Below are 24804 nucleotides of genomic sequence, written 5' to 3'. Positions count from 1 at the left end.
TCGACCTTTAGCGTTTGTGGTGGACGCATGGGTCTTCTCGCGATCATTGGCGGCTCGGGATTCGCGAGTCTGCCATCCTTGTCCGTGATTGATTCCAGGCCAGTCGAAACACCCTATGGCGAGACCTCGGCTCCGGTGGCGCGTGGTCGACTCGGGGATCGGGAGGTGCTTTTTCTCCCGCGCCATGGACCGTCGCACCATCTCCCTCCACATGGCATCAACTATCGGGCGAATCTGTGGGCGTTGCGCGCCAGCCAGGCCGAGCGGGTCGTCGCCCTGGCTGCGGTTGGCGGGATCACGCCGGCCTATGGTCCGCGGGTGCTGGCGGTTCCGGATCAGATCATCGATTACACACACGGAAGGGAGCATACCCTTCACGATGGGGTGTCGGGCACCGTCGGGCATATCGATCTGACCGAGCCTTACTGCGAGGATCTGCGCCGAGCCTTGATCGCCGCCTGCGCCCGCTTGGGGCGGTCGGTGGTCGTCGGGGGAACCTACGGCGCGACTCAGGGGCCGCGACTCGAGACGCGCGCGGAGATTCTGCGCTACGAACGCGATGGTTGCGACATGGTTGGTATGACCGGGATGCCCGAGGCGAGCCTCGCGCGCGAGTTGGGGCTCTGCTACGCCAGCCTGGCCTTCGTCGTCAATTGGGCCGCCGGTAAGAGTGGCCGCATCATAACCATGAAGGAGATCGAGGAGAATCTTGTGTCGAGTGTCGAGCCGGTAATGGCGGTCCTGACGGCCGTGGCGGCCGAGAACCGGGCGGCCTGAGTCGGAATTCGACTCGATGCTTTATAGAAACGGTTGAACGATATAGAAAATCTGCATGCTTGCAGGGGTAATGAACAATGGCTAGCTCTGAAAAATCCTCGTCTCGTCCGTCTCGCGGCTGGTTGCCGAAGCTCGTCCTATGGTCGGCTGTCATCGCCTTCGGTTATGTCTATCTCAGTTCGGTCGATCGGGAAGACGGCAGCACGTCCGCGGGCGCGCTTCTGGAGTCCATCGCTAAATTGAGTCCGGTTCCGCTCTCGTCGATACCGGGTTTATCCAAGTTCGTCGAGCCCGCCGGGGAGGAGGCCGGCGAGGTGGCGGCCAAGACCGAGGAAGAGGCGCCCAAGGCTGTCGCTCCCAAGCCGGTCAGCGAGGCCGAGTCGGCGGTCTTCGCCAAGTCCCTGATCAAGGAAAAAGAGGAAGCGGTCGAGGCGGTCAAGCCCACGCCCACGCATGCGCCGGCCACCTACACGGCGGCCGCGACCCAGAAGCCGGTCGTGGAGGCCGCTCCGGCTCCGGCGGTCGCGACCCCATCCCAGCCCGCCGTTTCGCAAACCACTCCGGCGACGCCTCGGGCTGAAAGCCAGGTCGCGACGGCGATGCCGCCGCAATCGCCCGCGCCTTCTCCGAGCGCGGCCGCCGTCGAGCCGGGTCCCTCGGCGCCGATGCCGAGCGATTGGGAGTCCATGGAGGATCAGCGTTCCCAGATGGTGGCTCGCTACGAGGAGATGCGCCGGGAAGCGGACGCGCGCATGCGTCAATACTGGGAGCGCATGAGGGAATCGGCGCCGATGGTCGGCCCCTATGGCTACCCAGCCTATGGACCGGGTTATGCCCCGGGCTATGCGCCGTCCCGCTGAGGCGATCTCGGTCGCGTCGGGTGCCTTGCCGGCGCGGTTGGTCTGACGGTGGCCACCCAGCCTCGGCTGGGTGGCTGCCGTTCATGAGGCACGCGGTCCATTGAAATGCTGGGTTGTAGGGGAAAATTCATTCGCCCCGACATCCGCGCCACCAACAACACGGCCAATCCATTCGCCCCCGCTGGCATCGGAGCCACCATTGATGACAGGCCCTAAAGCTTCCGCCCAAAGGCGGGGGTTTTACCCCTCCCCGGTCGAGAGGGTTGAGCAGCGACTCCCGCGCGTCGCTGAGTCTTGCGGATAGAGTAAAGAGAGATACCTATCCGGCGCGGTCACCGGCTATGCTCGCCGCCCGATCGAGACTAACCCTGGATGACGCGACATGTTGAGTTATCTCCACGGCTTCCATGCCGGGAATCACGCGGACGTCCTCAAGCATGGGGTTCTGACGCTCTTGTTCGAGGCACTCATGACCAAGCCCAAGCCACTGGTCTATGTGGAGTCTCACGCCGGTGCCGGGGTCTATGACCTGGACGGGGAGCAGGCCGGCAAGACCGGCGAATCGGCCGATGGGATCGCGCGGCTCTGGCCGCGACGGGATGAGTTTCCGGAGCTGTCCGGCTATTTCGAGGCGATCTCGGATCTGAATCCCAATGGCGGACTCGCGCGCTATCCGGGCTCCCCCTGGATCGCGCGTCACGCCTTGCGAGCCGATGACCGACTGATCCTGATGGAGTTGCACAAGGCGGAAGTGGCGACCCTGCGTGCCCAATTGAACGCGGATCCCCGGATCCACATCCACTATCGCGACGGTTTCGAGGGACTGGCGGCGCTGCTGCCCCCTAAACCGCCCCGCGGGCTGGTCCTGATCGATCCGCCCTATGAGGTCAAGACCGATTACGCCCAGGTCGCGAGCTGTCTCGAAGTGGCGCATGCGCGCTGGCCAACCGGGGTCTACGCCATCTGGTATCCGCGTCTGGCCGTGCAACGCGATCAGGCCGAGCTTCTGCTCAAGCGTTTGTCGCGCATCGCCCCCCGGCTGCTGGTGGCCGAACTGGTGGTGCGGCCACAGTCGGACGAGTTCGGCATGTATGGTTCGGGCCTGGCCCTGGTGAACCCGCCCTGGCAATTCGAGGAGCGGCTCGGCCAATGGCTACCGCGGCTCGCGAGCCTTCTCGCCATCGATGGGTTCGGTATGGAATCCAAGGGGCGAGGGCCGACCGGCTGGCGGCTGGAATGGCGCGCCGGAGGGGCGAAGGGGCCTTGAATCGGTAAGAGAGGAGCGACCCCGATGGGCCGCGGTCCTCGCGGTGGGCGGCTGGCGCTCAGATCCTCGGGATCTGGATGGGATCGCGCTTCATTGGATTGTAGCGGTAGAAGGCCGCCACATGGCCGACACGACTGACGAGCTCGGCCTGGGTGCGTTCCTGAATGAGGCTGATGGCGGCGTCACGCTCCTCGCGATCACCCGCGTTGATACGGATCTTGAGCAGTTCGTGATGGGCGAGCGCGATCTCGATCTCGGCCAGGACCGACTCGGTGAGGCCATGCTGACCGACGATGACGACCGGCTTGAGATGATGGATCTGCTGCTTCAGCCAGCGTTTTTGCTTCGCGGTAATGGGCATTGGGTCAATCGATACCTGTTGTTGCTGTCTCTGATGAGTGTTTGGCGCGCGACGTTCGACCGGAGGCTAGTCCGGCAACCCCTCCAACTCGGTAAGTCCGCCGCTGTTCTTGGCCTCGACCTTGCCGTAAAGGTCATGCAGCGCGGCCTGTAGCGCCTCTTCGATGACCGGGTGATAGAAGGGCATGCGCAGCAGCTCGCCGACGCTGAGTCCCTGCTGGATGCTCCAGGCGAGCAGATGGGCCAGATGCTCGCCCTTGGGGCCGATCATTTCGCTCCCCAGCAGTCGCCCGCTGGTCTTGTCGGCGTAGACCCGCAGCACACCCTTGTTCTTGCCCATGATGAGCGCGCGTCCGACCGGGGCGAAACGGATCTGGCCGACGGCGGTGGTCTGCGGATCCAGGTCGTTCCAGCGTTGGCCGACGGCGCAGATGTTCGGGTCGCAGAAATTGATGAACAGGGGCGTTTTGCGCCGGAAGCGCGTGGCCTCGCCGCGCGCGGCATTGTAGCCGGCGATCCGGCCCTCGTCGCCGGCCTCGTGAAGAATCGGCCGCTCGACCGTGATGTCTCCCGCCAGGTAGACCGGAAGCTCGCCCACCCGCAGGCTGTTGGGATCGACGGCGGGGAGTCCGCGCGCGTCGAGCGGGACGCCCAGATGCTCCAGCCCCAGCCCCTCGGTGTTGGGCACCCGCCCGATGCTGCACAGCACCTTGTCCACCAGGACACTGTGCGTTCCGGCCGTGACGCGCAATTGGTCGCCTTCCTCGCGGATCTCGGCGGCCTGACCCAGATGGATCGGGAATTCCTTGCCGAGGATGTCGATGGCGGCCTGGTTGACCTCGGGATCCTGGATGCCGGCGATGCGCTCAAGCTGATCGAAGCCGGTGACGGAGACACCGAGCCGCGACAGGCTCTGGCCCAGTTCCAGCCCGATGGTCCCGAGTCCGATCACGGCCAGGCTGGCGGGCAGGTCGGTCAGCTCGAAGAGATCGTCGGTGGTGATCAGACGGTCGCCGAAATCCAGCCAGGGCTTGGGCACCAGGGGGCGCGAGCCGGTGGCGATGACCACCGCGCCGGCACGGAGGCGCTGGCCGCCGACCTCGATCAGGGTCGGCTCGATCAGGCGGGCGTAATCCTGGATGAAGAGATCCGCCGGCAGATCGTCGGTGCTGCTGCCGAGCACCCGATCGACGAAGGTGTCGCGCAGATCCTGGACGTGTTCGAGCGCCTCGGGGATATCCAGCGTCATGGCCTCATGTCCGTCGATGCCGTATTTGCCCAGATGGTTACGCCGGTGGAAATCCTCGGCGATCTGGATCATGGCCTTCGAGGGCATGCAGCCGACGCGGGCGCAGGTGGTGCCGGCCTCGCCGCCGTTGATAAGGACGAAGGTCTTGCCGGCGCGGCGGACCTGCGCCATGGCGTTGAGGCCGGCGGTTCCGGATCCGATGATGACGACATCGACAGGGCGTTCGGACACGTTGATCTCCTCGCTGGAAGCTGGGCGCCGTGGGATTTGGCAAGCCATTGTATCCAGGTGTCGGACCGCGCGCGCGCCAGCGGTTTACCCCTTGCCGGCACGGGACTAGAATGCCGGGCTTTTCAACGGCTCGACCTCGCGAGCGCGGGAGACCCCCTTGTCCTCAGTCACCGACCTTCGTTATCTCATCACTCCCGGAGGTTCCTTGACCGGGCGCTTGCGGGTACCGGGCGACAAGTCGATCTCCCATCGTTCCATCATGCTGGCGGCGATCGCCGAGGGTCGAAGCCGGATCAGCGGCTTCCTGGAAGGCGCCGACGCCCTGGCGACGCTCGCGGCCTTCCGGGCGATGGGTGTCGAGATCGAACGCTCCGACACGGGCGAACTCCAGGTCGCCGGGGTTGGAATGCGTGGACTGAAAAGCCCCGAGGGTCCGCTCGACATGGGCAACTCGGGCACCGCCATGCGCCTGCTTTCCGGTCTTCTCGCGGGCCAGACCTTCCCGGTCACCCTGATCGGCGACGCCTCCCTGACGCGGCGCCCCATGCGTCGGGTCACGGAACCGCTGGCGCGGATGGGCGCGCGCATCCTCACCAGCCCGGATGGAACCGCGCCCTTGCGGATCGAGCCCACGCCGCGCCTGAGCGGAATCGAGTACCCCTTGCCGATGGCCAGCGCCCAGGTCAAGTCCTGCCTGATGCTGGCCGGCCTTTACGCCGAGGGCGAGACCTGCGTCATCGAAACCGAGCCGACCCGCGATCATACCGAGCGGATGTTGACCGCCTTCGGCTATCCGGTGCGCCGGCAGGGCTCTCGGGTCTGTCTGAGCGGCGGCGGCCGACTGACCGGCTGTCGCCTGCGGATTCCGGCCGATATTTCCTCCGCCGCCTTCTTCCTGGTGGGCGCCAGCATCGCGCCCGGATCGGATCTCCTGCTCGAAGAGGTCGGCATCAATCCGACCCGGGTCGGGGTCATCAATATCCTGCGGACCATGGGGGCGGATATCGAGTTGCTCGATCGCCGCGTGGCCGGTGGCGAGCCGGTGGCGGATATCCGCGTCAAGTCGGCGCGCTTGCATGGGATCCGCATTCCGGTCGATCAGGTGCCGCTCGCGATCGATGAATTCCCGGCGATCTTCATCGCCGCCGCCTGTGCCGAGGGCGAGACTCTGCTCAGCGGCGCGGCGGAGCTGCGCGTCAAGGAAAGCGACCGGATTCAGGTCATGGCCGACGGGCTGACGCGGCTCGGCATCGAGGCGGAACCGACCCCGGACGGAATCCGCATCCTCGGCGGCGAGTTGGGCTCGACCGAGGCGGGGGAGGGGGCGATCGACGCCCAGGGCGATCACCGGATCGCCATGTCCTTCGCCGTCGCCGGGCTGCGCGCGCGCGGTCCGATCGAGGTGCGCGATTGCGCGAATGTCGAGACCTCCTTCCCTGGATTCGCCGAGCTCTCGGCCGGGGCCGGTCTCGGGATTCGGGAGTTCCAGGCGTGACCCCCATCGTCACCATCGACGGTCCATCGGGGACGGGCAAGGGCACCCTCGCGACCCTGGTCGCGCAACGTCTGGGCTGGCATGCGCTCGACAGCGGCGCGCTCTACCGGGTGCTGGGGCTCGCGGCCCGACGCCGTGGCCTGGCGCTCGACGATCCGGAGGCGCTGAGGCCGCTGGCCGAGGCCCTGCCGGTCGACTTCGCCTCGGGTCGGGTGATCCTGGATGGAGAGGATGTCAGCGAGGCGATTCGCGCCGAGGAGGCCGGGATGGCGGCCTCCCAGGTGGCGGCGCATCCGGCCGTGCGCGATGTCCTGCTGGATTGGCAGCGACGGGCGGCCCGCCCGCCGGGTCTGGTCGCCGATGGCCGCGACATGGGAACCGTGGTCTTCCCACGCGCGCCCCTGAAGATTTTTCTCGACGCAAGTCCTGAAATTCGCGCCGAGCGCCGGTATAAACAGTTGAAAGAAAAGGGGTTGAGTGCTAACCTCCCAAAACTGATCGCGGACATTCGTGAACGGGACATGCGTGATCGTACCCGTCCGGTGGCACCCCTGCGAGCCGCCGAGGATGCCGTCCTGGTGGACTCCACCCAAATGTCCATCGCTGAAGTGTTCGATCGGGTTCTGGAAGAGGTAAGGCGCGTCTTCCCGGAACTGGTCGCCCGAAGCTCATAGGTAACGCTCTCCGTCGCCCTGTTTCGCACAGGCGGCCTCGGGACGTACCTAATTAGGTGGGGTCGGCGCGGAAAGCGCCGGCCTTTTCATTTTCTTGAAACCCCTCGCTCCGGATGGGGCGGGTTAGCGCGCCGATCTCAGGATAACTTCACCCCATGACCGAAAGCTTTGCCGAACTCTTTGAACAAAGTCTGAGTACTACCCAGCTCCAGCCGGGATCCATCGTTGTCGGAGTGGTGGTCGAGATCACCGCCGACAACGTCGTGATCAATGCTGGACTCAAGTCCGAGGGCGTCGTTCCGCGCTCCCAGTTCATCAGTCCCGAGGGACTGCTGGAAGTCGCCGTCGGCGACGAAGTGGAAGTGGCCCTGGACGCCGTCGAGGACGGCTTTGGCGTGACCCGTCTGTCCCGTGAGAAGGCCAAGCGTTTCGCGGCCTGGGACTATCTGGAGAAGGCGTTCGAGAATGCCGACACAGTCAAGGGTCTTATCAACGGCAAGGTCAAGGGCGGCTTCACCGTCGACCTCGGCACCGTGCGCGCCTTCCTGCCCGGCTCGCTGGTGGACGTGCGCCCGGTGCGCGACACCACCTATCTCGAAGGCAAGGAGCAGGAATTCAAGGTCATCAAGCTCGACCGCAAGCGCAACAATGTCGTCGTCTCCCGCCGCGCGGTGGTGGAAGAGGAATACAGCGCCGAGCGCGATACCCTGCTCAAGAACCTGGAAGAGGGCATGGAGGTCAAGGGTGTCGTCAAGAACCTGACCGACTACGGCGCCTTCCTGGATCTGGGCGGCATCGACGGCCTGCTGCACATCACCGACATGGCCTGGCGTCGCGTCAAGCATCCGTCCGAGGTGGTCGAGATCGGCGACGAGATCTCCGTCAAGGTGCTCAAGTTCGATCGCGACCGTCAGCGCGTCTCGCTTGGCCTCAAGCAGATGGGCGAGGATCCCTGGGTCAATATCTCGCGCCGTTATCCGGAGAGCACCCGCGTTTTCGGTAAGGTCACCAACATCGCCGACTACGGCTGCTTCGTCGAGATCGAGGAAGGCGTCGAGGGTCTGGTGCACGTCTCCGAGATGGATTGGACCAACAAGAACATCCATCCGAGCAAGGTCGTGTCCCTAGGTGACGAGGTCGAGGTCATGGTGCTGGATATCGACGAGGAGCGTCGCCGCATCTCGTTGGGCATCAAGCAGTGCGCCATGAACCCCTGGGACGAGTTCGCGGTCACCCACAAGAAGGGCGATCACGTCTCCGGCAAGATCAAGTCGATCACCGACTTCGGCATCTTCATCGGTCTGGATGGCGGCATCGATGGTCTGGTCCATCTCTCCGACATCTCCTGGGACGAAGGTGGCGAGCAGGCCCTGCGTCGCTACAAGAAGGGCGATGAGCTGGAAACCGTGGTGCTGTCGGTCGATCCGGAGCGCGAGCGCATTTCGCTCGGCGTCAAGCAGCTCGACAAGGATCCCTTCTCCAGCTTCGTGGCCCTGCATGAGAAGGGCTGCGTAGTGACCGGCGTGGTGGCCGAGGTGGATCCCAAGGGCGCGACCATCACCCTGGGCGACGGCGTCGAGGGCTATCTGCGCGCCTCCGAGATCTCGCGTGACCGGGTCGAGGATGCCCGCGCGGTGCTGAAGGTCGGCGAGGAAATCGAGGCCAAGTTCCTGGGCGTCGACCGCAAAAACCGTACCCTCTCGCTCTCCATGAAGGCAAAGGACGCGGAAGAAGAGCAGACCGCGATGAAGGGTTACTCGCGCGACGCGGCGAGCGGTACGGCGACGCTTGGCGACATCCTTAAGGAGCAGATGGAAGAGGCCCAGCGCGGGGGTTGACGCCCGCCTCGTCCAACCAGGATGCCAGGGTCCGGTCACGGACCGGACCCTGATCGTTTTTCCCAGGAGTCGACGATATGACGAAATCGGAGCTGATCGACATTCTGGCTGCCGACCAGGACCATCTCCCTTATAAAGATGTCGAGGAGGCGGTCAGGAAGATCCTCGAGCGCATGAGCACGGCGCTCGCGTCCGGAGAGCGGATCGAGATCCGCGGATTCGGAAGCTTTTCGCTGCATTACCGTCCACCACGCATCGGACGCAATCCCAAGACGGGTGACTCGGTCGCGCTGGCCGGCAAGTACGTGCCGCACTTCAAGCCAGGTAAGGAACTCAGGGACCGTGTCAATCAAGCCTTTCAAGGTTCCAGCGAGTCCGAGGGGCCGATGGACGACGACGAGGTTCGGCGGATGCCGGTCGCGGCGGCTCGCTGATTCCGACGACTTTTCAACTGGCGCCGCGTCTGCGCGGCATCAGCCCCGCCCCTTCTTGATCTCGTTCACGTTTCAGTGACGCTATCGCCGACCAGCCTCTTGTTTCCCCAAGCCGCTCGCTGTCCGAACAGCCTCTCCATGATTGCAATTATCTTAAAAACCATATATATCAGCGGCTTAATAGCAATCTCAGACTCAAGCCTCATTCAAACGCGACTATGAGTAACCATCCCCCGGCCGAGCCGGGGGCTTTGAATTCGTGAGCCGCTCGAAGCGGCCAGGGGTCGCTAACGCGGCCCCACGGTTTTTGGGCCGCCTAAAGGCGGTCGATCAGCGCCACGGATTCAACGGCTCGAGTCGCTGATCCTCGGCCTCTTGGCGCTGAATGTACGTTCGGATCGTGGCCTCATTGCGACCTACCGTCGAGACACAATAGCCGCGTGCCCAGAAAGGCTGACCACGGTCATTGCGTTGCCGCTCGCCGTAGACCCGTGCCAAGTGGATGGCACTCTTACCCTTGATGTAACCAACCACCTCGGAGACGGCGTACTTCGGCGGAATCGAGATCAGCCTGTGAACAGGGTCGGCCATCCGATGTCCTTCTTCGATTCGACATTCCTTGTGACTCGCACGCTTGTGGAACACCTCTCCGAGATGTGACCGCCACTGTCCAGACAGAACCTTCCGGCGGCCCTTCGGAATGAAAACAAGATGATATTTACACTCCCACCGGGAGTGGCTTAGGCTGTCAAAGTCGTCCATCGGGACTCTCCTCAAACGTGTGCTTGGCGGCTCACGCTAGGGAGTGTCCCCGATGGACTCCCGTAAATGTCAAACTTCTACGGTCACCCCGGCAAAGCCGGGGGATTTCTCAACTGAGTAACAGGATTTCGCAGGATTGACAGGATTTTTAAAACTCTGTTTTTAATCCTGTAAATCTTGAATAATCCTGTCCAATTCCGGGGCTTTCGGTCGGGTACGGACTTTCCCGGAAATCGCCTAACCCATGAGGGCCGAGCTTGCCTTCAGCGGCAGTGATTCGCCTCGCCGCTGTCCGGGTCGTAGCACATGCAGCGGTTGCGTCCCGCGTCCTTCGCGGTGTAGAGGGCTAGATCGGCCTGGGCGAGGAGGATGTAGCAGAGCTGGTCGGCGGTGGGAACCATGGCGGCGATGCCGACGCTCACGGTGACATGACCTGGGCCGTGCGAGTTGGGATGCGGTATCCGGAGATCCTGGATTCCCTGGCGCAGCCGTTCGGCGACGGCGCAGGCTTCATCCAGCGTCGTATCCGCGAGCAGCAGGGCGAACTCCTCGCCGCCGTAGCGCGTCATGCCATCGTCCTGTCCTCGCAGCGTTTCCTGCAGGGTCGTCGCGACCTTGATCAGACAGGCATCGCCCTTGGGATGGCCGAGGTGGTCGTTGTAGGCCTTGAATTCATCGACGTCGATCATGAGCAAGGCCACCGGGCTGCGCCGTTGCTGCGCCTGCCGGAAGCGCTCGGCCAGGTCATGATCGAAGCGACGGCGGTTGCCGATGCCGGTGAGCGCGTCGCGGTAGGCCGTCTCGATCAATTGCGAGGACTGGGCGCGCAGGCGCTGCTCGCGGCGCACCGTGGCGGTCATGTCATGGATCTGGATCAGACAGGCGCATTGGGCGTGATTCAACGGGGTGACATAGACGAGCTGCTGCATGCGCCGATCGAGCTTGCGGTCCGCCGGCTTCTGGTGGAGCGGCAGCATTCCGGGATTCAGCCCCGGCGCGAGCATCGAGGAGAGCTTGAAACGCAAGGCTTGCTCGATGCCGATCCCGAGGCGGCTGTTGGCGGTGTCGGGAAAAACCTCCGCGATCAGACGCCCGGAGACATCGGCCAACTGGAGGCCGCTGTGCCGTCTCATCCAGGCGTTCCAGGCGATCACGCGGCCGTTCGGGTCGAGCAGGATGACACCGATCCGCAGGCTATCGATCAGTTGTTTTCCAAGCTCGCCATCCATCAGGACAGACCAAGTCTCGCCAGGTAGCCGTCGACGCATTCCAGCAGGGCATTCAGTGAGCTGACGCTCAACAGAAAGAGCAGATGGCCCTGCACACGCTCCTGGCGCATGTTGAGCCGGATCTGGAGCAGGAGAACGACCTGGTCGTCCGTCTCGCCGAACAGCGGCAAGGAGTCGGTATCGCTGAAATGATGTTCGGGCAGGCCGCCATGGAATTCGACGCCGAACTCGTTGGCCAGCGAGCTCATGCAGGCGTTGAGGATGACGTTGCCGATCTCGCACATCGCCTCCTGCTCGAACTCGGACATTTCCTCCGGGGACATGCCGGGGTCGAGCATGTGGCTCACGATCGCCAGCGCGTTGCGCTCGGGAAAGAGCAGAATGGCCATGGCATCGAAAGGGCCTGAAAAATCGATGGTGACCATGCTCAGCTCCTTGAACTCAGAGCCGAGCAGGGTGGCGGCCACGGCCTCGGGGCGTACCAACTCGACCACCGGGGCCGAGAGTTCGACCTCGTCGCGCACCATCAGGCTCAGGCTGTTCGCGGCCTGTCCCACCCCCAGGTTGAAGAGTTCACCCAGGGCGTCGCGCTGCATCTCGGTGAAATCGGGCACGAGCTATTCCTCGAAAAAGGCGACCATGCGCGACACCGACTCGGGCGTGATCGGCTTGGCGACGAAATGAACGCCGGCCTTCTCGGCGGCCTGGCGCACGGCATCCTGGATATTGGCCGTGCACAGGACGACGCGAATATCCGGATTGCGCAGACGGATCCGGCCGGCGGCTTCCAGTCCGCTCATGCCGGGCATGTTCACGTCCATGCTGACGAGCGTCGGAGGCTCGTGCTCGATCATGGCCAGGGCCTCGGCGGCGTCCGCGGCCTCGGCGAGGCGCCAGTCGGGCCGCAGATCGCCGACCAGGCGGGCGATCATCATCCGCGACATCTTGCTGTCATCAACGATCAGGAGTAGAGGGTTGTCCATTGGCTTCGTGGGCTCGTTTGCTGGGACATCATATTGAGTAAAGGGTCCGTGGATATCGGGGCTGGAGAGCGACGGAGTCGTGCCCATGGGCGGTGCGGCCGGCACGGGGAGCCCCTCCGTCCGAATGACCGCCGGCCCTGGGAACGACATCCAGCCCGGCCTGTCCGTGACCTGGTTCGCATATTACTCAATCCAGGCGAATCAAGTCTCTATCGCTCTCCCGTCGTCCGCGCTCCGACTGGCTTGGATTCCGGTCACCATCACACCCGTCCCCTCCAGACTCCAGCGGATGTTCAGCTCATGGAGCCGAAGGCCGAACTCGCGCCGTCGCGGATAGCGGTCCATGTAACCGGGTCGCGGATCCTGCGTCAGAACCTGAGTGATCAGGTCGCGTAGACCTCGCGCGCCATCCGGGTCGAAGGCGTCCAGTTCGGCGCTGGCCGTTTCGGTGAAGCTGACGGACAGGAAGACGCTCTCCGGCGGGCTGGCGAAGCCGGCGCGCGCCTCGGGGATGGCGTCGGCGTAGGGCACGTAGGGTTTGATGTCGAGTACCGGCGTGCCGTCGAGCATGTCTACCCCGCGTAGCCGTAGCGCCAGACCGCGTCGGTCCCGGACCAGACCGAGCTGCTCGACCGCCGAGATCCCGATCGGGTTGGGCCGATAGGGCGCGCGGCTGGCGAAGACCCCGACCGACTCGCGCCCACCCAGACGTGGCGGCCGGACCGTGGGGTTCCAGCCGGCGGTCGGGCAATCCTGGTGGAAGACGAAAAGGATCCAGACATGGGAGAAGCCGTCGAGCGCCTTGAACGCCTCCTCGCGCGCGAAGGGCGGCAAGAGTTCCAGGCGCGCCTCGGCGGCGCTCACCAGTCCGGGCTGACGGGGGATGCCGAACTTGTCGGTATAGGGCGAACGGATATGCCCGATCGGCTCGAAGTTCATGCGGTCTGGTCTCCCTGGCAATCGCCGCTCCTAGTCGGGGCGTGGGCGGCGAGGATCAGATCGACGCTGCGCTCGATCCGTACCCGCAAGACCTCCGAGGTCGGCTTCGGGCAGCCGCCGATCATGAGCGCGGTCGCCTGGAACCCCTGCCACATCCCCAGGAGCTGCTCGGCGGCCAGCAGGGAATCGTGCGGTCGGAGATCGCCGCGCTCCACCGCCGCCGCGAGCAGTCCGGCCAGCTTGGACCAGGTGGCCTCGGCCCCTTCCTGATAGACGATGGGGCCGAGCCAGGGGTGTTGCGGGGCCTGGGCGGCCAGCAGGCGTTGCAGGGTCAGGAACTCGTCGCTCGTCAGATAGATCATGAGACCGTGCCCGAACTCGACCAGCCGCTGGCGCAGGGTCTCGGCGTCGGTCGGCAGGTCATCCAGGGTTTGGGTCATGCGCGCGCGCTGCGCCAGGATAACCGCCCGGATCAGTCCCGGCAGATCGTTGAAGTGGGCATAGACCGTGACCTTGGAGACCCCCGCCGCACGCGCGACCGCCTCCATCGTCAGGCGTCGCGGACCTCCCGAAAAAAACAGTTCGCGCGCGGCGGCCAGGATGGCGGCGTGCTTGGCCTCGTCCGGAGGCCGCCCGCGTGCGCGTCGGCTCGTGGCCGGCGACTCGATCGGCTCGGTTGGTCGTGACTGAATCATTGGGGTCGTCTGGATTGAGCGGTTGAATCGTTTCAGCGCTGACAGACTACCAGGATCGGCGTGGTTTTCGAGCGCGGTGAATCCAGGGCGGAAGGTGTGGGCGTCGGGCGATTGATATTTAGTGGACGTATGCGTACATTAATAGGCCATCGATCCTGCCATGGACGTCCCTCATGCGTTTCAATTTCGCCAGAACTGGTCTGTTGCTGACCGGTTCGGTCTTACTGGCTTCCTGTCGACCGAGCGCGGATAAACTTCCGGAGGCACCGCTGCCCTGGGTTCTGACCGCTCCGGTCGAGGTCTCGGACGCCGGTGCCTGGAGTCTTACCGGCACCCTGCGCGCCCGGCATGAGATCCCGCTCGCCTTTCGCGTTGGGGGCGAGGTGAGCGAACGCCTTGTCGACGCGGGCGATCGGGTGAAGGCGGGCGCGGTCTTGTTCCGGCTCGATCCCAAGGATCTGATCCAGGCGCGGGTGGCCGCCGAGGCGGGCGTGGCCAGCGCGCGTGCCGAGCGCGAGAACGCGGAGCGCGAGCATGCACGGCTGATCGACATGCTCGCGCGCAAGCTCGCCAGCCAGCAGGACCATGATCGCGCGGAGACCTCGGCGCGCGCGGCCCGCGAACGGCTGACCGCCGCCGAGGCGGATCTGGAGCGGGCGATCAACGGGGTCGACTACGCCGCGCTGCGCGCCCCGGTCTCGGGCGTCATCCTGGAGGTGAGCGGCCAGGTCGGACAGGTCGTGAGCGCCGGACGGACGCTCGGGGTGCTCGCGCAATCCGGACCGCTTGAGCTGGAGGTCGACGTCCCCGAGGCACGACGCGACCAACTGCCGGAACAGGGATTGGTCGATCCGATCGGCGGGGATGAACCCGTCAAGGCCCGGCGGCGCGAGATCGCTGGCGCGGCCGATCCGCTGACCCGCACCTGGCGGGCACGCTACCAACTCGACGAGGCCGCCGCCGACTGGCCCCTGGGATCGACCGCGACCCTGCGGCTCGGGAGCGGGGAGGGCGCGTCCGGCGGGCGGCGGCGCGTCCCCCTGGGGGCGGTGCTGGAGCGCGGCCAGGGCGCCCAGGTCTGGCGTCTGGTCGACGGGCGCGCCCAGCCCGAGCCGGTCCGCCTGCTCGCCATCGTGGGTGAGTATGCCGAGATCGAGACCGATCTCGCGCCCGGAACCCAGGTGATCGCGCTCGGCGTCAGCCGTCTGTCTCCGGGTCAGGCCGCGCGGGCACGCCAGCCATGAGCGCGCCACGCGAATCCGCGGCGGGAACGCCTCGTTTCAATCTCTCCGCGCTCGCCGTGCGCGAACGCTCGGTGACGCTCTTTTTCATCCTGGTCACGGCGATCGCGGGCTTCATGGCCTTCAACCAGCTCGGACGCGCCGAGGATCCGGCCTTCACGGTGCGCCTCCTGGTGGTCTCCGCGCTCTGGCCTGGCGCGAGCGCCGAGCGGATGCAGAATCTGGTCGCCGATCCGCTGGAGAAGCGGATCTCCGAGGTCGAGAATTTCCATCGCACCCGCACCACCGCGCGTCCCGGACGGGTCGACCTGCTAGTCGAGTTCAAGGACTACACCCCGTCCTCCGAGATCCCGGAGCTGTTCTACCAGGTGCGCAAACGCATGCTCGACGCAGCGGCGAACCTGCCTCCGGGCGTGCTGGGACCATTCGTCAACGACGACTTCTCCGATGTCTATTTCGCGCTCTACGCGCTGACCGCGAGCGATCTGCCGCCGCGTCATCTGGTGCGCGAGGCCGAGACCGTGCGGGATCGGCTGGCACGGGTCGAGGGGGTGCAAAAGGTCCGGATCCTGGGCGAGCGGCCGGAGCGCGTCTTCGTCGAACTCGATCAGGCCCGGCTCGCCACCCTGGGGCTAGCGCCCGAGGCGATCGCGGATGCCCTGGACGCGCACAACCGGCTGCTCCCGGCCGGTCTGGTGGAGTCCTCGGGGCCACGGATCTATCTGCGTCCGGATTCCGGCCTGGCGGATCTGGAGGACATTCGCCGGATCCCGATCCGCGCCGGCGAGCGCCTGATCCGTCTCGGCGAGATCGCCAAGATCCGGCACGGTTACGAGGATCCGCCCGGCTATCTGATCCGCTCCAACGGCGAGGACGCGCTGCTGCTTGGCGTGGTCATGCGCAAGGGCGAGAACGGCCTGGATCTCGGCGCGCGCCTGGCCGAGGTCGAGCACCAGTTGCGCGCCGATCTGCCGCTCGGGATCGACTTCAGCCAACTGACCAACCAGGCCGAGGCCATCGAGCGCGCGGTGGATCTCTTCCAGATCAAGTTCCTGGTCGCGGTGGGCGTGGTCATGCTGGTGAGCTTCGTCGCCCTCGGCTGGCGCGCCGGTCTGGTGGTCGGCATCGCCATCCCGCTGACCCTGGGACTCACCTTTTTTCTGATGCTGCTCAAGGGCGTCAACCTGGATCGGGTCTCGCTCGGGGCGCTGATCATCGCGCTCGGTCTGCTGGTGGATGACGCCATCATCGCCATCGAGATGATGCTGGTCCGGATGGAGGAGGGCTGGGACCGCGCGCGCGCCGCCGCCCATGCCTGGACCGTGACCGCCGCGCCCATGCTCAGCGGAACCCTGGTCACGGCGGTCGGGTTCGTCCCCATCGGTTTCGCCCGCTCCAGCGTGGGCGAATACGCCGGCAACATCTTCTGGGTGCTGGCCTTCGCGCTGCTCCTCTCCTGGCTGGTCGCGGTCAGCTTCACGCCCTATCTGGGGACGCTCCTGCTGCGTGCGCCGAAGCCGCGTCCAGGGTGGCATGAGGGCGCCTATCAAACACCGCTCTACCGGCGGTTGCGCGCCATCGTTCGAGGCTGCGTGCGGCATCGCTGGATAGTGGTCGGCGCGACCTTCGGTGCTCTGTTGGTCGCGATCCTGGGATTGATCGGGCCGGTCGAGAAGCAGTTCTTTCCGATCTCGGACCGTCCCGAGGTGCTGGTCGATATCGAGATGCCGGAGGGCAGCGGCATCCGCGCCACGACCGCCGTGAGCGAGCGCGTCGAGGCGGTGCTGAAGGGTGCTCCGGGTCTGCGCTCGCTCGCGACCTATGTCGGCGCAGGCGCCCCGCGCTTCTTTCTGGCCGCCAACCCCGAGCTGCCCAATCCGGGCTTCGCCAAGATCGTCGCGGTCGCCGATGGTCCGCAGGAGCGCGATGCCCTGATGGAGCGGATGCGCGCGCCTATCGAGGCCGGCGAGTTTCCGGAGGCGCGGGTGCGGGTCCACAAGCTGCTCTACGGTCCGCCGGTGATCTGGCCGGTGAGTTTCCGCGTCAAGGGGCCGGATCCGATGGTCCTGCGCGAGATCGCCGAACGGGCGCGGACCCTGGTCGCCGCCGATCCCCGGATCCTGGACGCGCATCTGGAGTGGGGCGAACGGGTGGCGGTGGCGCGGCTCGACATGGATCCGGACCGGCTGCGTCTGATCGGCCTGACCCCGCGCGAGCTGGCGCGCCAGCTCGAATACGAGCTGGTCGGCCTGGAGGCGACCCAGATCCGCGACGGCATCCGCAACGTTCAACTGATGCTGCGCGGACGCTCGGAGGGCGACCGGAGTCTCGATGGACTCGCGGACCTCAATCTCAAGACGCTCGACGGGCGGACCATCCCGCTCGGCCAGGCCGTGACCCTCTCGATCGGCTTCGAGGATCCGGTGCTCAAGCGCGAGAATCGCGAGCCGGTCATCGCCGTCAACGCCGAGGTTCGGGGCGCCCAGCCGCCGGATGTCACCCAGGCCATCTGGGGCCGGATGGAATCCCTGCGGGCCGGGCTGCCGCTCGGCTATCACATCGACATCGGCGGATCGGTCGAGGAATCGGCCAAGGCGGACGCCTCGATCCAGCGCATCCAGCCGATCATGCTGGTGCTCATGCTGAGCGTCATCATGCTCCAGATGCGCTCCTTCTCGGGAACCTTCATGGTGGTGGCGACCGCGCCGCTCGGGATCATCGGGGCCACCCTGGCGCTGCTCGCGGCGGACAAGCCGTTCGGCTTCGTCGCCCTGCTGGGACTGATCGGCCTGGCCGGCATCCTGATGCGCAACACCCTGATTCTGACCAAGCAGATCGACGACAACCTGGGGCAGGGCCTGGCACCCTCCGAGGCCGTGATCGAGGCGACGATCGGCCGTGCCCGTCCGGTCCTGCTGACGGCGGCGGCGGCTGTGTTCGCCTTCGTCCCCCTGACCACGGACACTTTCTGGGGGCCGCTCGCCTATGTCCTGATCGGTGGCGTCCTGGTCGGCACCCTGATCACGCTGCTCTTCCTGCCCGCGCTCTACGCGGTCTGGTTCCGGGTGCGGCTGCCGGTCGGGACGGGTGAAGAAGCCTGATCGAAACGGGCGGACGGCTTGACGAACGGATAGGTGGCTGGATGGCCAGGGCATTTGGCGTCACCGCGCCGGCCTCGCTGTCGGTCAATCCCGGTGATCCTCGTGCTCCTCCTGTTTCTCGGGTGCATCGAGGCTGTAGCGTTGGCTGAAGCGGATGATGAGGATCGCGAGGCTGACGAGCAGGATGGCCGCGCTCTCGTAGATGAGGTTCTCGGGGGCGATGTTCTTGCCCTGGAGCACGATCAAACGCGAGAGGGCGGTGACGGCGATGAACATGGGGTAGGTGAAGGGCACGGAACGTCTGACGAAATAGACGTTCGCCATCGCCATGATCTCGATATAGATGAACATCAGCAGCAGATCCTCGAGCCGGACCTCGCCATGTTGCTGAATCCCCAGAACCAACTGGCCGATGCCGATCAGCGCCAGCCCTCCCACCCCGACCAGGACGATCTTCTCGATGTAGTGGAAAAGGGTGGAGAGCCATTTGTCCAGCGTTGAAGGATGATGCAAACGTCTGGCTCCTCTGTTCGGTGAGCGGGAGGGTGCGGCCGTATCCGCGGCGGTTCGGCGGGATCCGGCCCTGTGTCGGACAGGCGTCCGGCATCCGTGGGATTATAGGGCCACCCCGCCGGAGAGTCTCGATCCGGCCGCCAACCACCCTGGAGGATGATGGCCACCATGCCCAACACGATGACGCTGACCGATCCCGACACCTATCGACGCGCCGAGGAGATCGATGTCCTGCGGGAACTCCTGACCGTTGAGGGTCGCCGGGTTTTGGAACTCGGCTGCGGTGCCGCCTGGATGACGCGCCTCCTGGCCACGCGCCTGGGCGCCGCCTCGGTCACGGCGACCGAGGTGGATCGGATTCAGCACGAGAAGAACCTCGCGATCGGCGATCTGCCCAATGTGGCGTTTCGTTTCGGTGGGGCCGAGGCGATCGCCGATCCGGATGGCGTCTACGATCTGGTCTGTCTGTTCAAATCGCTGCATCACGTCCCGGTCGAACGCATGGACCGCGCCCTGGGCGAGATCCATCGCGTCCTGGTGCCGGGCGGCCATCTCTATGTCTCCGAGCCCGTCTATTGGGGTGAAGTCAACGAGGTCATGCGGCTCATCCACGACGAGCGCGAGGTCCGGACCGCGGCCTATGAGGCCCTGGAGCGCGCGGTCGACGCCGGTCTCTGCCAGTGGGAGCGCCAGGTCTTTTATCAGTCCGAAGGGCTCTACCCGGATTGGGACAGCTTCGCCGAGCGTTTCATCCAGGTCACGCATACCCGGCATGACCTGGACGCGGCGCGGATCGCCGAGGTACGCAGCGCCTTCGAGCGCCACCTGAGGCCCGAGGGCGCGCGTTTCCTCAAGCCACATCGGGTGGATCTGCTGCGTCGGCGGCCTTGAACCGCCGGACGCGCCCCGGCCGAGCGGGGCGCGTCCGGTCTCAACGCAAGAGAATCCTCTTGGCCTCGTTCACCTTGGCGGCCAGATAGTCCGAGCCACCCCGGTCCGGATGCAGACGCTGGATCAGGCGCCGATGCGCGCCCTGGATCTCATCGGGTCCGTCCTCGGGCTTGATCCCTAGAATGGCGCGTGCCTCCGCCGCGTCCATCGCGCGGTTTTCCGGCTGGGGCGCGGCCTCGGCGCGATGACGCGGGGGTGGCTCATGGATCCGGTGGCCGCGCTCGTGGGTGAGATAGACCTCCAGCGCCTCGGCCGACTCGGCGTCGGTCTGATAGCAGGTCATGAGCAGATCCAGCAGTTCCTCGGTGCCGATCTGGTCGAGCGGTCGGCCCGCCAGCGGTCCGGCGAGGATCTCGCCATTCATGTCGCCGGAGAGGTGATCGATGGTCAAGAGTACATGGCGGGTGGCGACGCGCGATTGGTGCGGCCCCTGATAGTTGGTGGCGGGTCTGAATTCCCTGACCCACATGGCGGTGGCGCCCGCGACCGCGCTCGGCATCAGGATGAAATTGACGATGGGTACCATGCCCAGTCCGGCGGCGGCCGCGCCGAAGCCCAGGCTCAGGGTCCGTCGGCCGCGCAGACGCTGACGCATTTCCCTGAACTTGAGGCCGTGATTGCCCATGGGGTAGTCGCTGTACTGCACGGCCAGGATCCAGGCGGTGTAGAGGAACCAGAGCACCGGGCCGACTACCGGGACGAACAGCAGCAGCAGAAAGGGGATGGACCAGAGCAGGGCGTAGAGAATCTTGCGCAGCTCGTCCAGCAGGGTCGGAAGCAACTCCGCCAGCAGCCGGGCATAGTCGTCGCCCTGGTCCAGCGGTCGGCCGGTCAGCGTCAGCTCGACCTTCTCGGCCAGCAGGCTGTTGAAGGGCGAGGCGATCAGATTGGCGAGGATACCGAAGCCGTAGAACACCAGGACCGCCAGCAGCAGGATGAAGACGGGCCAGAGAATCCAGTCCAGCCAGCTCAGCCAGCCGGGAAGCCTGGCGTCCATGAAGGTCAGAAACGCCTCGAATTGGGCGACGCCGAACAGGATGGCCAAGGAGAAGACCAGGATGTTCACCAGCAATGGAATGGCGACGAAGCGTCTGAGTCCGGGGCGGGCGATGAGCCTCATGCCCTGCAACAGGTAACCGGCACCTGAGATGGGATTGCTGACCATAAGCTCGGATCGGGAGATAGTGGGTTGACGACAGGCCGTCCGGTCGGACGACCCCTCTCCGGGCGACTCGGCCCCGGATCCTCGGTGCTCGCGGGGCTGGAATCGGCGTGACCCGCGACCGGAAATCGCGCGCCTGGGCGCGAGGGCGATCGCTCAGGATGGCGTCCAGTATACCGATCGCGACAGGTCGACGCAGGATCCTGGAAAACCGGGTCGCTCGGACCCCACATTGGACTGGACGAGGCGACCGCGATAAACCTGGAAAGAGCCGTCAGCGATCAGCTTCGAGCCGTTGCATGGCCGAGGTTTTCGCTTCTTGCGGGCTTCACCCAATGGGTGAGCCTCGGCCGGTCTCGATCAATAGCCAAGTGGCTGATTCCCAATAGCTGGAGACTGGAGACTGGAGACTGGAGGCTGATAGCTCTTTTTAGGATAAAAGGTGCCCCGGCCTCGTGACCCAGGGGTGCCGTCACCATCAATGGAGAGCCCGCATGAGCCAGATTCTCGATGAGGTCTTGAACGCGAACGCCCAGTATCGGGCGAGCTTCGACAAGGGCGATCTGCCCATGCCGCCGGCGCGAGGATTCGCGATCCTGACCTGCATGGATGCCCGACTGGATCCCGCCAAGTACGCAGGGCTGGCGGAAGGCGACGCCCATGTCATCCGCAACGCCGGTGGACGCGCCAGCGACGACGCCATCCGCTCGCTGGTCATTTCCTACAAGCTGCTCGGCACCCGGGAGTGGTTCGTCATCCATCACACCGATTGCGGCATGGAGACCTTTACCGACGAGGTCATGCGCGGCCTGCTCGCCAGCAGTCTCAAGACGGCCAGCGTCGACGCCTCCGGCTGGCACGATTCGGGCGAGGGGCCAGGTTCCACCGAAGGCCAGTATATCGACTGGCTGACGATTCGGGACAACGCGCGCAGCGTCGTGGAGGACGTGAGTCGTATCCGTCGCCACCCACTGGTGCCTGGCAAAATCCCCATCCATGGCTACATCTATGACGTGCGCACCGGCGCCCTGGTCGAGGTTGCGGAGGCGACCGTCGCGGGGGCCGCGACGGCTTGATCGGCGATCCTTCAGCAAGCCCGATCGGGCGGGCCGGGGCCATCCACTCGGCCCGACTCGATCAGGCGATCACGAAGCATCGCCGGCGCTTCCAGCAGCGGGTTGTGCCCGACATCCTTGAGGATGACGAGTCGGGTGGCTGGCCGTCGCGCCTGGACTTCGCGAGCGATCGACAGAAAACGTCTATCCCGGTCGCCGACGATCCAGCTCAATCGGCCCTGGTAGCCAAGGATGGCGTCCCAGGTGCTTGGCATCTCGGCCAGCCCGAGCCGTTCGATGGCGCCGGCCAAGCCCTCCGGCCTGTGACTCAGGCGCCGCCGCCGTTGTCGTTCCAGAACCGCCTGGGGCCGTCCGATCTGGGTCTGGAACAGGGGTTGGCGCTCCCAGGCCTCCACGAATGACTGGATTCCCTGGTCGCGCAGCAGCCGCGTCCAGCCTTGATCGGCGAGGCGCCGCTGCTCGCGCAGCGCGGGATCCACGAGCCCCGGATGCGCTGAAATGATGGTCGCGGCGCGAAAACGTTCGGGGGCCAGCCGGATGAGACCCAGGGCGAGGCGTCCGCCAAGCGAGTAGCCGATCACCTCATCGATCTCGCTCGGAAGGCGATCGAGCAAGTTCCAGACGACGTCGAGAAAACCGCCCTCGGGATCCGGCTCCGGTCCATGTCCGGGTAGATCGATGGCGAGCCGGGTCGGGTCGTCGGGGAAGACGGCGGACCAGTCGTCCGCGCCGCCGGTGAAACCGTGCAGCAGCAGACACCTGGGCCGCGCGGCTGTCAGAGCGAGGCCTCGGCGATGCGCGCCTCGGCGGTCTTGTCGCGCTCGATCAGTGCGTAGGCGGAGTGGTTGTGGATGGACTCGAAATTCTCGGCCTCCACGATGTAGGCGAGGATGCGCTCGTCGGCGTTCAACCGCTTGGCGACGTCGCGCACCATGTCCTCGACGAACTTAGGATTGCTGTAGGCGCGCTCGGTGACGAACTTCTCGTCCGGGCGCTTCAGCAGGCCGAACAGCTCGGAGGATGCCTCGCGTTCGACCATCTCGATGATCTCCTCGATCCAGACGAAGCCCTGCATCCGCGCCTGCACCGTGACGTGCGAGCGCTGATTGTGCGCGCCGAAGGCCGAGATTTCCTTGGAGCAGGGGCAGAGACTGGTGACCGGGATCAGCACCTTGATCTCCAACCGGGGCTCGCCGTCACGGATCTCGCCGATGAAGGTGACATCGTAGTCGAGCAGACTCTGCACCCCGGAGACGGGGGCCTTCTTGTTGATGAAGAAGGGAAAGCGCATCTCGATGTGGCCGGCCTCGGACTCCAGGCGCTCGGACATCTCGGTCAGCATCTCCTTGAAGGAGTCGATGCTGATCTCGCGCTCATGGTTGTTGAGGATCTGCACGAAGCGGGACATGTGCGTCCCCTTGAAGTCGTGCGGAAGATAGACGTACATGTTGAAGGTCGCGACCGTGTGCTGCTCGGCACCGCCGCGCTCGCGCACCCGCACCGGGTGGCGGATGTCCTTGATGCCGACCTTGTCGATGGCGATGCGGCGGTTGTCGGCGCTTCCTTGCACATCGGCGATGTCGTTGGCCGTCGCTAAGTGGCGACAGCTCGGATTGAGCGCATGCTCCATGGGAGTGATTCCTCGGGGATGATCCTGGCTGGCTTTAACCAATAATCTTGGGTCGGGGCGGGCCAAGAAAAAGCGGGTCACGCGACTGGGTGGGCGCGTGACCGACCGGCGGGAAGGGCGGATCTCAGCTCTTGCGGTCGAGCAGGGCGCTCGCGATCCAGCGCAGCGGATCGGCGTCCGGTCCGAACACCTCGACCGAGGCCATGGCCTCGCCAATCAGATGGCTCGCCATCTCCTTGGCCTCGGCCAGTCCGACCAGGGCCGGATAGGTCGCCTTGTCGAGCGCCTGGTCGCGCCCGGCGGTCTTGCCGATCTCGGCGGTCTCGCCCTCGACGTCCAGCACGTCGTCCTGGATCTGGAACGCCAGACCCAGGCATTTGGCATAGTGATCCAGGCGCTCGGCCCGGTCGGGGGTGAGTTCGCCATGGGCCAGGATGCCCATCTGGACCGAGGCGCGAATCAGGGCGCCGGTCTTGTGGATGTGGATGTTCTCGAGCATCACCAGATCGAGCGGGGTGCCCTCGGCGGCCAGGTCCATGGCCTGTCCGCCGACCATGCCGCGCGCGCCGCTGGCGCGGGCGAGCGCGGCCACCATGCCGACGCGCGACTCGGCGCTCAGGCCGGGCGCCTCGGCCAGGGCCTGGAAGGCCAGGGTCTGGAGCGCGTCGCCGGCCAGGATCGCGGTCGCCTCGTCGAAGGCACGGTGACAGGTCGGACGTCCTCGGCGCAGATCGTCATCGTCCATCGCCGGAAGGTCGTCGTGGATCAGCGAGTAGGCGTGAATCATCTCGACCGCGCTCGCGGGTCGATCGAGCCGGTCGGCCTCGACCCCGAGCGCCGCGCCGGTCGCGTAGACCAGGAGCGGGCGGATGCGCTTGCCGGTGCCCAGCACCGTATAGCGCATCGCCTCGTGCAGGCGCGTGGGCAGCACGCTCGCGGGCGGCAGGATCTCGTCCAGCGCGGATTCGACGCGCGCCTGGCAGCGCGTGCGGAAGTCATCCAGGTTCTGATCAGTCATGGGTTTCGAAGGGCTCTGGCTCGGCGTCTGGCCGGGCATCGGTCAGGATCCGCACCCGCTGCTCGGCCGTGTCGAGCGCCTGTTGGCAAACGCGGGTCAGGCCGACGCCGCGCTCGAAGGCCGCGAGTGAGTCTTCCAGACTCATCTCGCCCTTCTCCAGGGCGTCGACGACCTCCTCCAGTTCGGCCAAGGCTTGCTCGAAGGTCGGGGCGGGCGGGGTGGCGGGTTTCTTCATAAGGTTTGAATCGGGATTTGCAGGTACGGTACCGTAGCTCGGTTGAGTGGTCAAACCAGTACGACTGGCGGGGCCATCCGTTTG

Annotated in this window: 25 protein-coding genes; 11 read left to right on the top strand and 14 right to left on the bottom strand. The window is 65.6% G+C overall.

Annotated features, from left to right (window positions below; all coding sequences use genetic code 11):
- Positions 1-27: 27 nt before the first annotated feature.
- The 3 genes from CKO27_RS13150 (at position 28) to CKO27_RS13140 (ending at position 2904) form a co-directional block, all read left to right on the top strand.
- Positions 28-777: an S-methyl-5'-thioinosine phosphorylase gene (locus CKO27_RS13150; RefSeq protein WP_200375356.1), complete on the top strand. Its 750-nt coding sequence runs from the start codon at positions 28-30 to the stop codon at positions 775-777.
- A gap of 122 nt (positions 778-899) precedes the next feature.
- Complete coding sequence (locus CKO27_RS13145; RefSeq protein WP_200375355.1) at positions 900-1637, top strand: hypothetical protein; 738 nt, start codon at positions 900-902, stop codon at positions 1635-1637.
- Between the two features lie 382 nt (positions 1638-2019).
- Positions 2020-2904 carry a 23S rRNA (adenine(2030)-N(6))-methyltransferase RlmJ gene (locus CKO27_RS13140; protein ID WP_200375354.1) on the top strand — a complete coding sequence of 295 codons (885 nt, stop codon included), beginning with the start codon at positions 2020-2022 and terminating at the stop codon, positions 2902-2904.
- Positions 2905-2962: 58 nt separating this feature from the next.
- Here the strand turns inward: CKO27_RS13140 and yhbY are convergent, their stop codons facing one another.
- A complete protein-coding gene (gene yhbY, locus CKO27_RS13135) occupies positions 2963-3265 on the bottom strand; it encodes a ribosome assembly RNA-binding protein YhbY (protein ID WP_200375353.1) in 303 nt (100 codons plus the stop codon).
- 66 nt (positions 3266-3331) lie between these two features.
- On the bottom strand, positions 3332-4744 hold the full coding sequence (locus tag CKO27_RS13130) for a dihydrolipoyl dehydrogenase (RefSeq protein ID WP_200375352.1): 1413 nt from the start codon (positions 4742-4744) through the stop codon (positions 3332-3334).
- Positions 4745-4901: 157 nt separating this feature from the next.
- On the opposite strand from CKO27_RS13130, the gene aroA reads away from it, so the two are divergent.
- From aroA to ihfB, 4 genes are all read left to right on the top strand, one after another.
- Entirely contained in the window at positions 4902-6239 is a 1338-nt protein-coding gene (gene aroA, locus CKO27_RS13125; protein WP_200375351.1) for a 3-phosphoshikimate 1-carboxyvinyltransferase, read from the top strand.
- The gene (gene cmk / locus CKO27_RS13120) at positions 6236-6913 is read left to right on the top strand and encodes a (d)CMP kinase (protein WP_200375350.1); all 678 of its coding nucleotides are present in this window, start codon (positions 6236-6238) and stop codon (positions 6911-6913) included. The genes aroA and cmk overlap by 4 nt, the downstream gene beginning before the upstream one ends.
- A gap of 155 nt (positions 6914-7068) precedes the next feature.
- Positions 7069-8751 (top strand): 30S ribosomal protein S1, encoded by a 1683-nt coding sequence (gene rpsA / locus CKO27_RS13115; protein WP_200375349.1) that lies wholly within the window; start codon positions 7069-7071, stop codon positions 8749-8751.
- Positions 8752-8828: 77 nt separating this feature from the next.
- Entirely contained in the window at positions 8829-9185 is a 357-nt protein-coding gene (ihfB, locus tag CKO27_RS13110) for an integration host factor subunit beta (protein WP_200375348.1), read from the top strand.
- A gap of 330 nt (positions 9186-9515) precedes the next feature.
- Here ihfB and tnpA read toward each other — a convergent pair whose 3' ends face one another.
- From tnpA to CKO27_RS13080, 6 genes are all read right to left on the bottom strand, one after another.
- Positions 9516-9947 (bottom strand): IS200/IS605 family transposase, encoded by a 432-nt coding sequence (gene tnpA, locus CKO27_RS13105; RefSeq protein ID WP_200375347.1) that lies wholly within the window; start codon positions 9945-9947, stop codon positions 9516-9518.
- 263 nt (positions 9948-10210) lie between these two features.
- Positions 10211-11176 carry a GGDEF domain-containing protein gene (locus CKO27_RS13100; RefSeq protein ID WP_200375346.1) on the bottom strand — a complete coding sequence of 322 codons (966 nt, stop codon included), beginning with the start codon at positions 11174-11176 and terminating at the stop codon, positions 10211-10213.
- On the bottom strand, positions 11176-11790 hold the full coding sequence (locus CKO27_RS13095; RefSeq protein WP_338116023.1) for a chemotaxis protein CheX: 615 nt from the start codon (positions 11788-11790) through the stop codon (positions 11176-11178). Before CKO27_RS13095 ends, CKO27_RS13100 begins: the two co-directional genes overlap by 1 nt.
- Positions 11791-11793: 3 nt before the next feature.
- Positions 11794-12159 (bottom strand): response regulator, encoded by a 366-nt coding sequence (locus CKO27_RS13090; RefSeq protein ID WP_200375345.1) that lies wholly within the window; start codon positions 12157-12159, stop codon positions 11794-11796.
- Positions 12160-12360: 201 nt separating this feature from the next.
- Positions 12361-13098, bottom strand: coding sequence for a tRNA (N6-threonylcarbamoyladenosine(37)-N6)-methyltransferase TrmO (tsaA, locus tag CKO27_RS13085; RefSeq protein ID WP_200375344.1), 738 nt, complete (start codon positions 13096-13098; stop codon positions 12361-12363).
- Entirely contained in the window at positions 13095-13793 is a 699-nt protein-coding gene (locus CKO27_RS13080; protein WP_200375343.1) for a TetR/AcrR family transcriptional regulator, read from the bottom strand. The genes tsaA and CKO27_RS13080 overlap by 4 nt, the downstream gene beginning before the upstream one ends.
- A gap of 173 nt (positions 13794-13966) precedes the next feature.
- Between CKO27_RS13080 and CKO27_RS13075 the strand changes: the two genes are divergently transcribed.
- Both CKO27_RS13075 and CKO27_RS13070 read left to right on the top strand, forming a co-directional pair.
- Positions 13967-15037 carry an efflux RND transporter periplasmic adaptor subunit gene (locus CKO27_RS13075; RefSeq protein ID WP_200375342.1) on the top strand — a complete coding sequence of 357 codons (1071 nt, stop codon included), beginning with the start codon at positions 13967-13969 and terminating at the stop codon, positions 15035-15037.
- Complete coding sequence (locus CKO27_RS13070; RefSeq protein WP_200375341.1) at positions 15034-18135, top strand: efflux RND transporter permease subunit; 3102 nt, start codon at positions 15034-15036, stop codon at positions 18133-18135. Before CKO27_RS13075 ends, CKO27_RS13070 begins: the two co-directional genes overlap by 4 nt.
- An 84-nt stretch (positions 18136-18219) precedes the next feature.
- Here the strand turns inward: CKO27_RS13070 and CKO27_RS13065 are convergent, their stop codons facing one another.
- Positions 18220-18648: a phosphate-starvation-inducible protein PsiE gene (locus CKO27_RS13065; RefSeq protein WP_200375340.1), complete on the bottom strand. Its 429-nt coding sequence runs from the start codon at positions 18646-18648 to the stop codon at positions 18220-18222.
- Between the two features lie 168 nt (positions 18649-18816).
- On the opposite strand from CKO27_RS13065, the gene CKO27_RS13060 reads away from it, so the two are divergent.
- Positions 18817-19539, top strand: a complete 723-nt coding sequence (locus CKO27_RS13060) for a class I SAM-dependent methyltransferase (RefSeq protein ID WP_200375339.1) — start codon at positions 18817-18819, stop codon at positions 19537-19539.
- 40 nt (positions 19540-19579) lie between these two features.
- On the opposite strand, the gene cysZ is transcribed toward CKO27_RS13060, so the two are convergent.
- The gene (cysZ, locus tag CKO27_RS13055; RefSeq protein WP_200375338.1) at positions 19580-20764 is read right to left on the bottom strand and encodes a sulfate transporter CysZ; all 1185 of its coding nucleotides are present in this window, start codon (positions 20762-20764) and stop codon (positions 19580-19582) included.
- Between the two features lie 491 nt (positions 20765-21255).
- Here cysZ and CKO27_RS13050 point away from each other — a divergent pair, with 491 nt between their 5' ends.
- Positions 21256-21837 carry a beta-class carbonic anhydrase gene (locus CKO27_RS13050; protein WP_200375337.1) on the top strand — a complete coding sequence of 194 codons (582 nt, stop codon included), beginning with the start codon at positions 21256-21258 and terminating at the stop codon, positions 21835-21837.
- Between the two features lie 11 nt (positions 21838-21848).
- On the opposite strand, the gene CKO27_RS13045 is transcribed toward CKO27_RS13050, so the two are convergent.
- The 4 genes from CKO27_RS13045 to CKO27_RS13030 all read right to left on the bottom strand — a co-directional run bounded on the left by CKO27_RS13045 (position 21849) and on the right by CKO27_RS13030 (position 24720).
- A complete protein-coding gene (locus CKO27_RS13045; RefSeq protein ID WP_242470901.1) occupies positions 21849-22586 on the bottom strand; it encodes an alpha/beta fold hydrolase in 738 nt (245 codons plus the stop codon).
- A gap of 26 nt (positions 22587-22612) precedes the next feature.
- Positions 22613-23467 carry a GTP cyclohydrolase FolE2 gene (gene folE2 / locus CKO27_RS13040; protein ID WP_200375336.1) on the bottom strand — a complete coding sequence of 285 codons (855 nt, stop codon included), beginning with the start codon at positions 23465-23467 and terminating at the stop codon, positions 22613-22615.
- A gap of 124 nt (positions 23468-23591) precedes the next feature.
- Positions 23592-24485, bottom strand: coding sequence for a (2E,6E)-farnesyl diphosphate synthase (ispA, locus tag CKO27_RS13035; RefSeq protein ID WP_200375335.1), 894 nt, complete (start codon positions 24483-24485; stop codon positions 23592-23594).
- Positions 24478-24720 (bottom strand): exodeoxyribonuclease VII small subunit, encoded by a 243-nt coding sequence (locus CKO27_RS13030; RefSeq protein ID WP_200375334.1) that lies wholly within the window; start codon positions 24718-24720, stop codon positions 24478-24480. Before CKO27_RS13030 ends, ispA begins: the two co-directional genes overlap by 8 nt.
- Positions 24721-24804: the final 84 nt, after the last annotated feature.

The sequence above is a fragment of the Thiocystis violacea genome (assembly GCF_016583575.1).
Lineage (GTDB): Bacteria > Pseudomonadota > Gammaproteobacteria > Chromatiales > Chromatiaceae > Thiocystis > Thiocystis violacea.
The sequence above is the reverse complement of the archived record's forward strand: the minus strand, read 5'-3'. Positions and strand labels throughout refer to the sequence as shown.

Coding starts and splice junctions, on each gene's coding strand:
- tsaA (WP_200375344.1), bottom strand. CDS start 13,098: ATGAACTTCGAGCCGATCGGGCATATCCGTTCGCCCTATACCGACAAG.
- cysZ (WP_200375338.1), bottom strand. CDS start 20,764: ATGGTCAGCAATCCCATCTCAGGTGCCGGTTACCTGTTGCAGGGCATG.
- CKO27_RS13080 (WP_200375343.1), bottom strand. CDS start 13,793: ATGATTCAGTCACGACCAACCGAGCCGATCGAGTCGCCGGCCACGAGC.
- tnpA (WP_200375347.1), bottom strand. CDS start 9,947: ATGGACGACTTTGACAGCCTAAGCCACTCCCGGTGGGAGTGTAAATAT.
- yhbY (WP_200375353.1), bottom strand. CDS start 3,265: ATGCCCATTACCGCGAAGCAAAAACGCTGGCTGAAGCAGCAGATCCAT.
- CKO27_RS13150 (WP_200375356.1), top strand. CDS start 28: ATGGGTCTTCTCGCGATCATTGGCGGCTCGGGATTCGCGAGTCTGCCA.
- CKO27_RS13140 (WP_200375354.1), top strand. CDS start 2,020: ATGTTGAGTTATCTCCACGGCTTCCATGCCGGGAATCACGCGGACGTC.
- ihfB (WP_200375348.1), top strand. CDS start 8,829: ATGACGAAATCGGAGCTGATCGACATTCTGGCTGCCGACCAGGACCAT.
- rpsA (WP_200375349.1), top strand. CDS start 7,069: ATGACCGAAAGCTTTGCCGAACTCTTTGAACAAAGTCTGAGTACTACC.
- CKO27_RS13060 (WP_200375339.1), top strand. CDS start 18,817: ATGCCCAACACGATGACGCTGACCGATCCCGACACCTATCGACGCGCC.
- CKO27_RS13070 (WP_200375341.1), top strand. CDS start 15,034: ATGAGCGCGCCACGCGAATCCGCGGCGGGAACGCCTCGTTTCAATCTC.
- folE2 (WP_200375336.1), bottom strand. CDS start 23,467: ATGGAGCATGCGCTCAATCCGAGCTGTCGCCACTTAGCGACGGCCAAC.
- CKO27_RS13100 (WP_200375346.1), bottom strand. CDS start 11,176: ATGGATGGCGAGCTTGGAAAACAACTGATCGATAGCCTGCGGATCGGT.
- ispA (WP_200375335.1), bottom strand. CDS start 24,485: ATGACTGATCAGAACCTGGATGACTTCCGCACGCGCTGCCAGGCGCGC.
- CKO27_RS13030 (WP_200375334.1), bottom strand. CDS start 24,720: ATGAAGAAACCCGCCACCCCGCCCGCCCCGACCTTCGAGCAAGCCTTG.
- CKO27_RS13075 (WP_200375342.1), top strand. CDS start 13,967: ATGCGTTTCAATTTCGCCAGAACTGGTCTGTTGCTGACCGGTTCGGTC.
- CKO27_RS13090 (WP_200375345.1), bottom strand. CDS start 12,159: ATGGACAACCCTCTACTCCTGATCGTTGATGACAGCAAGATGTCGCGG.
- CKO27_RS13050 (WP_200375337.1), top strand. CDS start 21,256: ATGAGCCAGATTCTCGATGAGGTCTTGAACGCGAACGCCCAGTATCGG.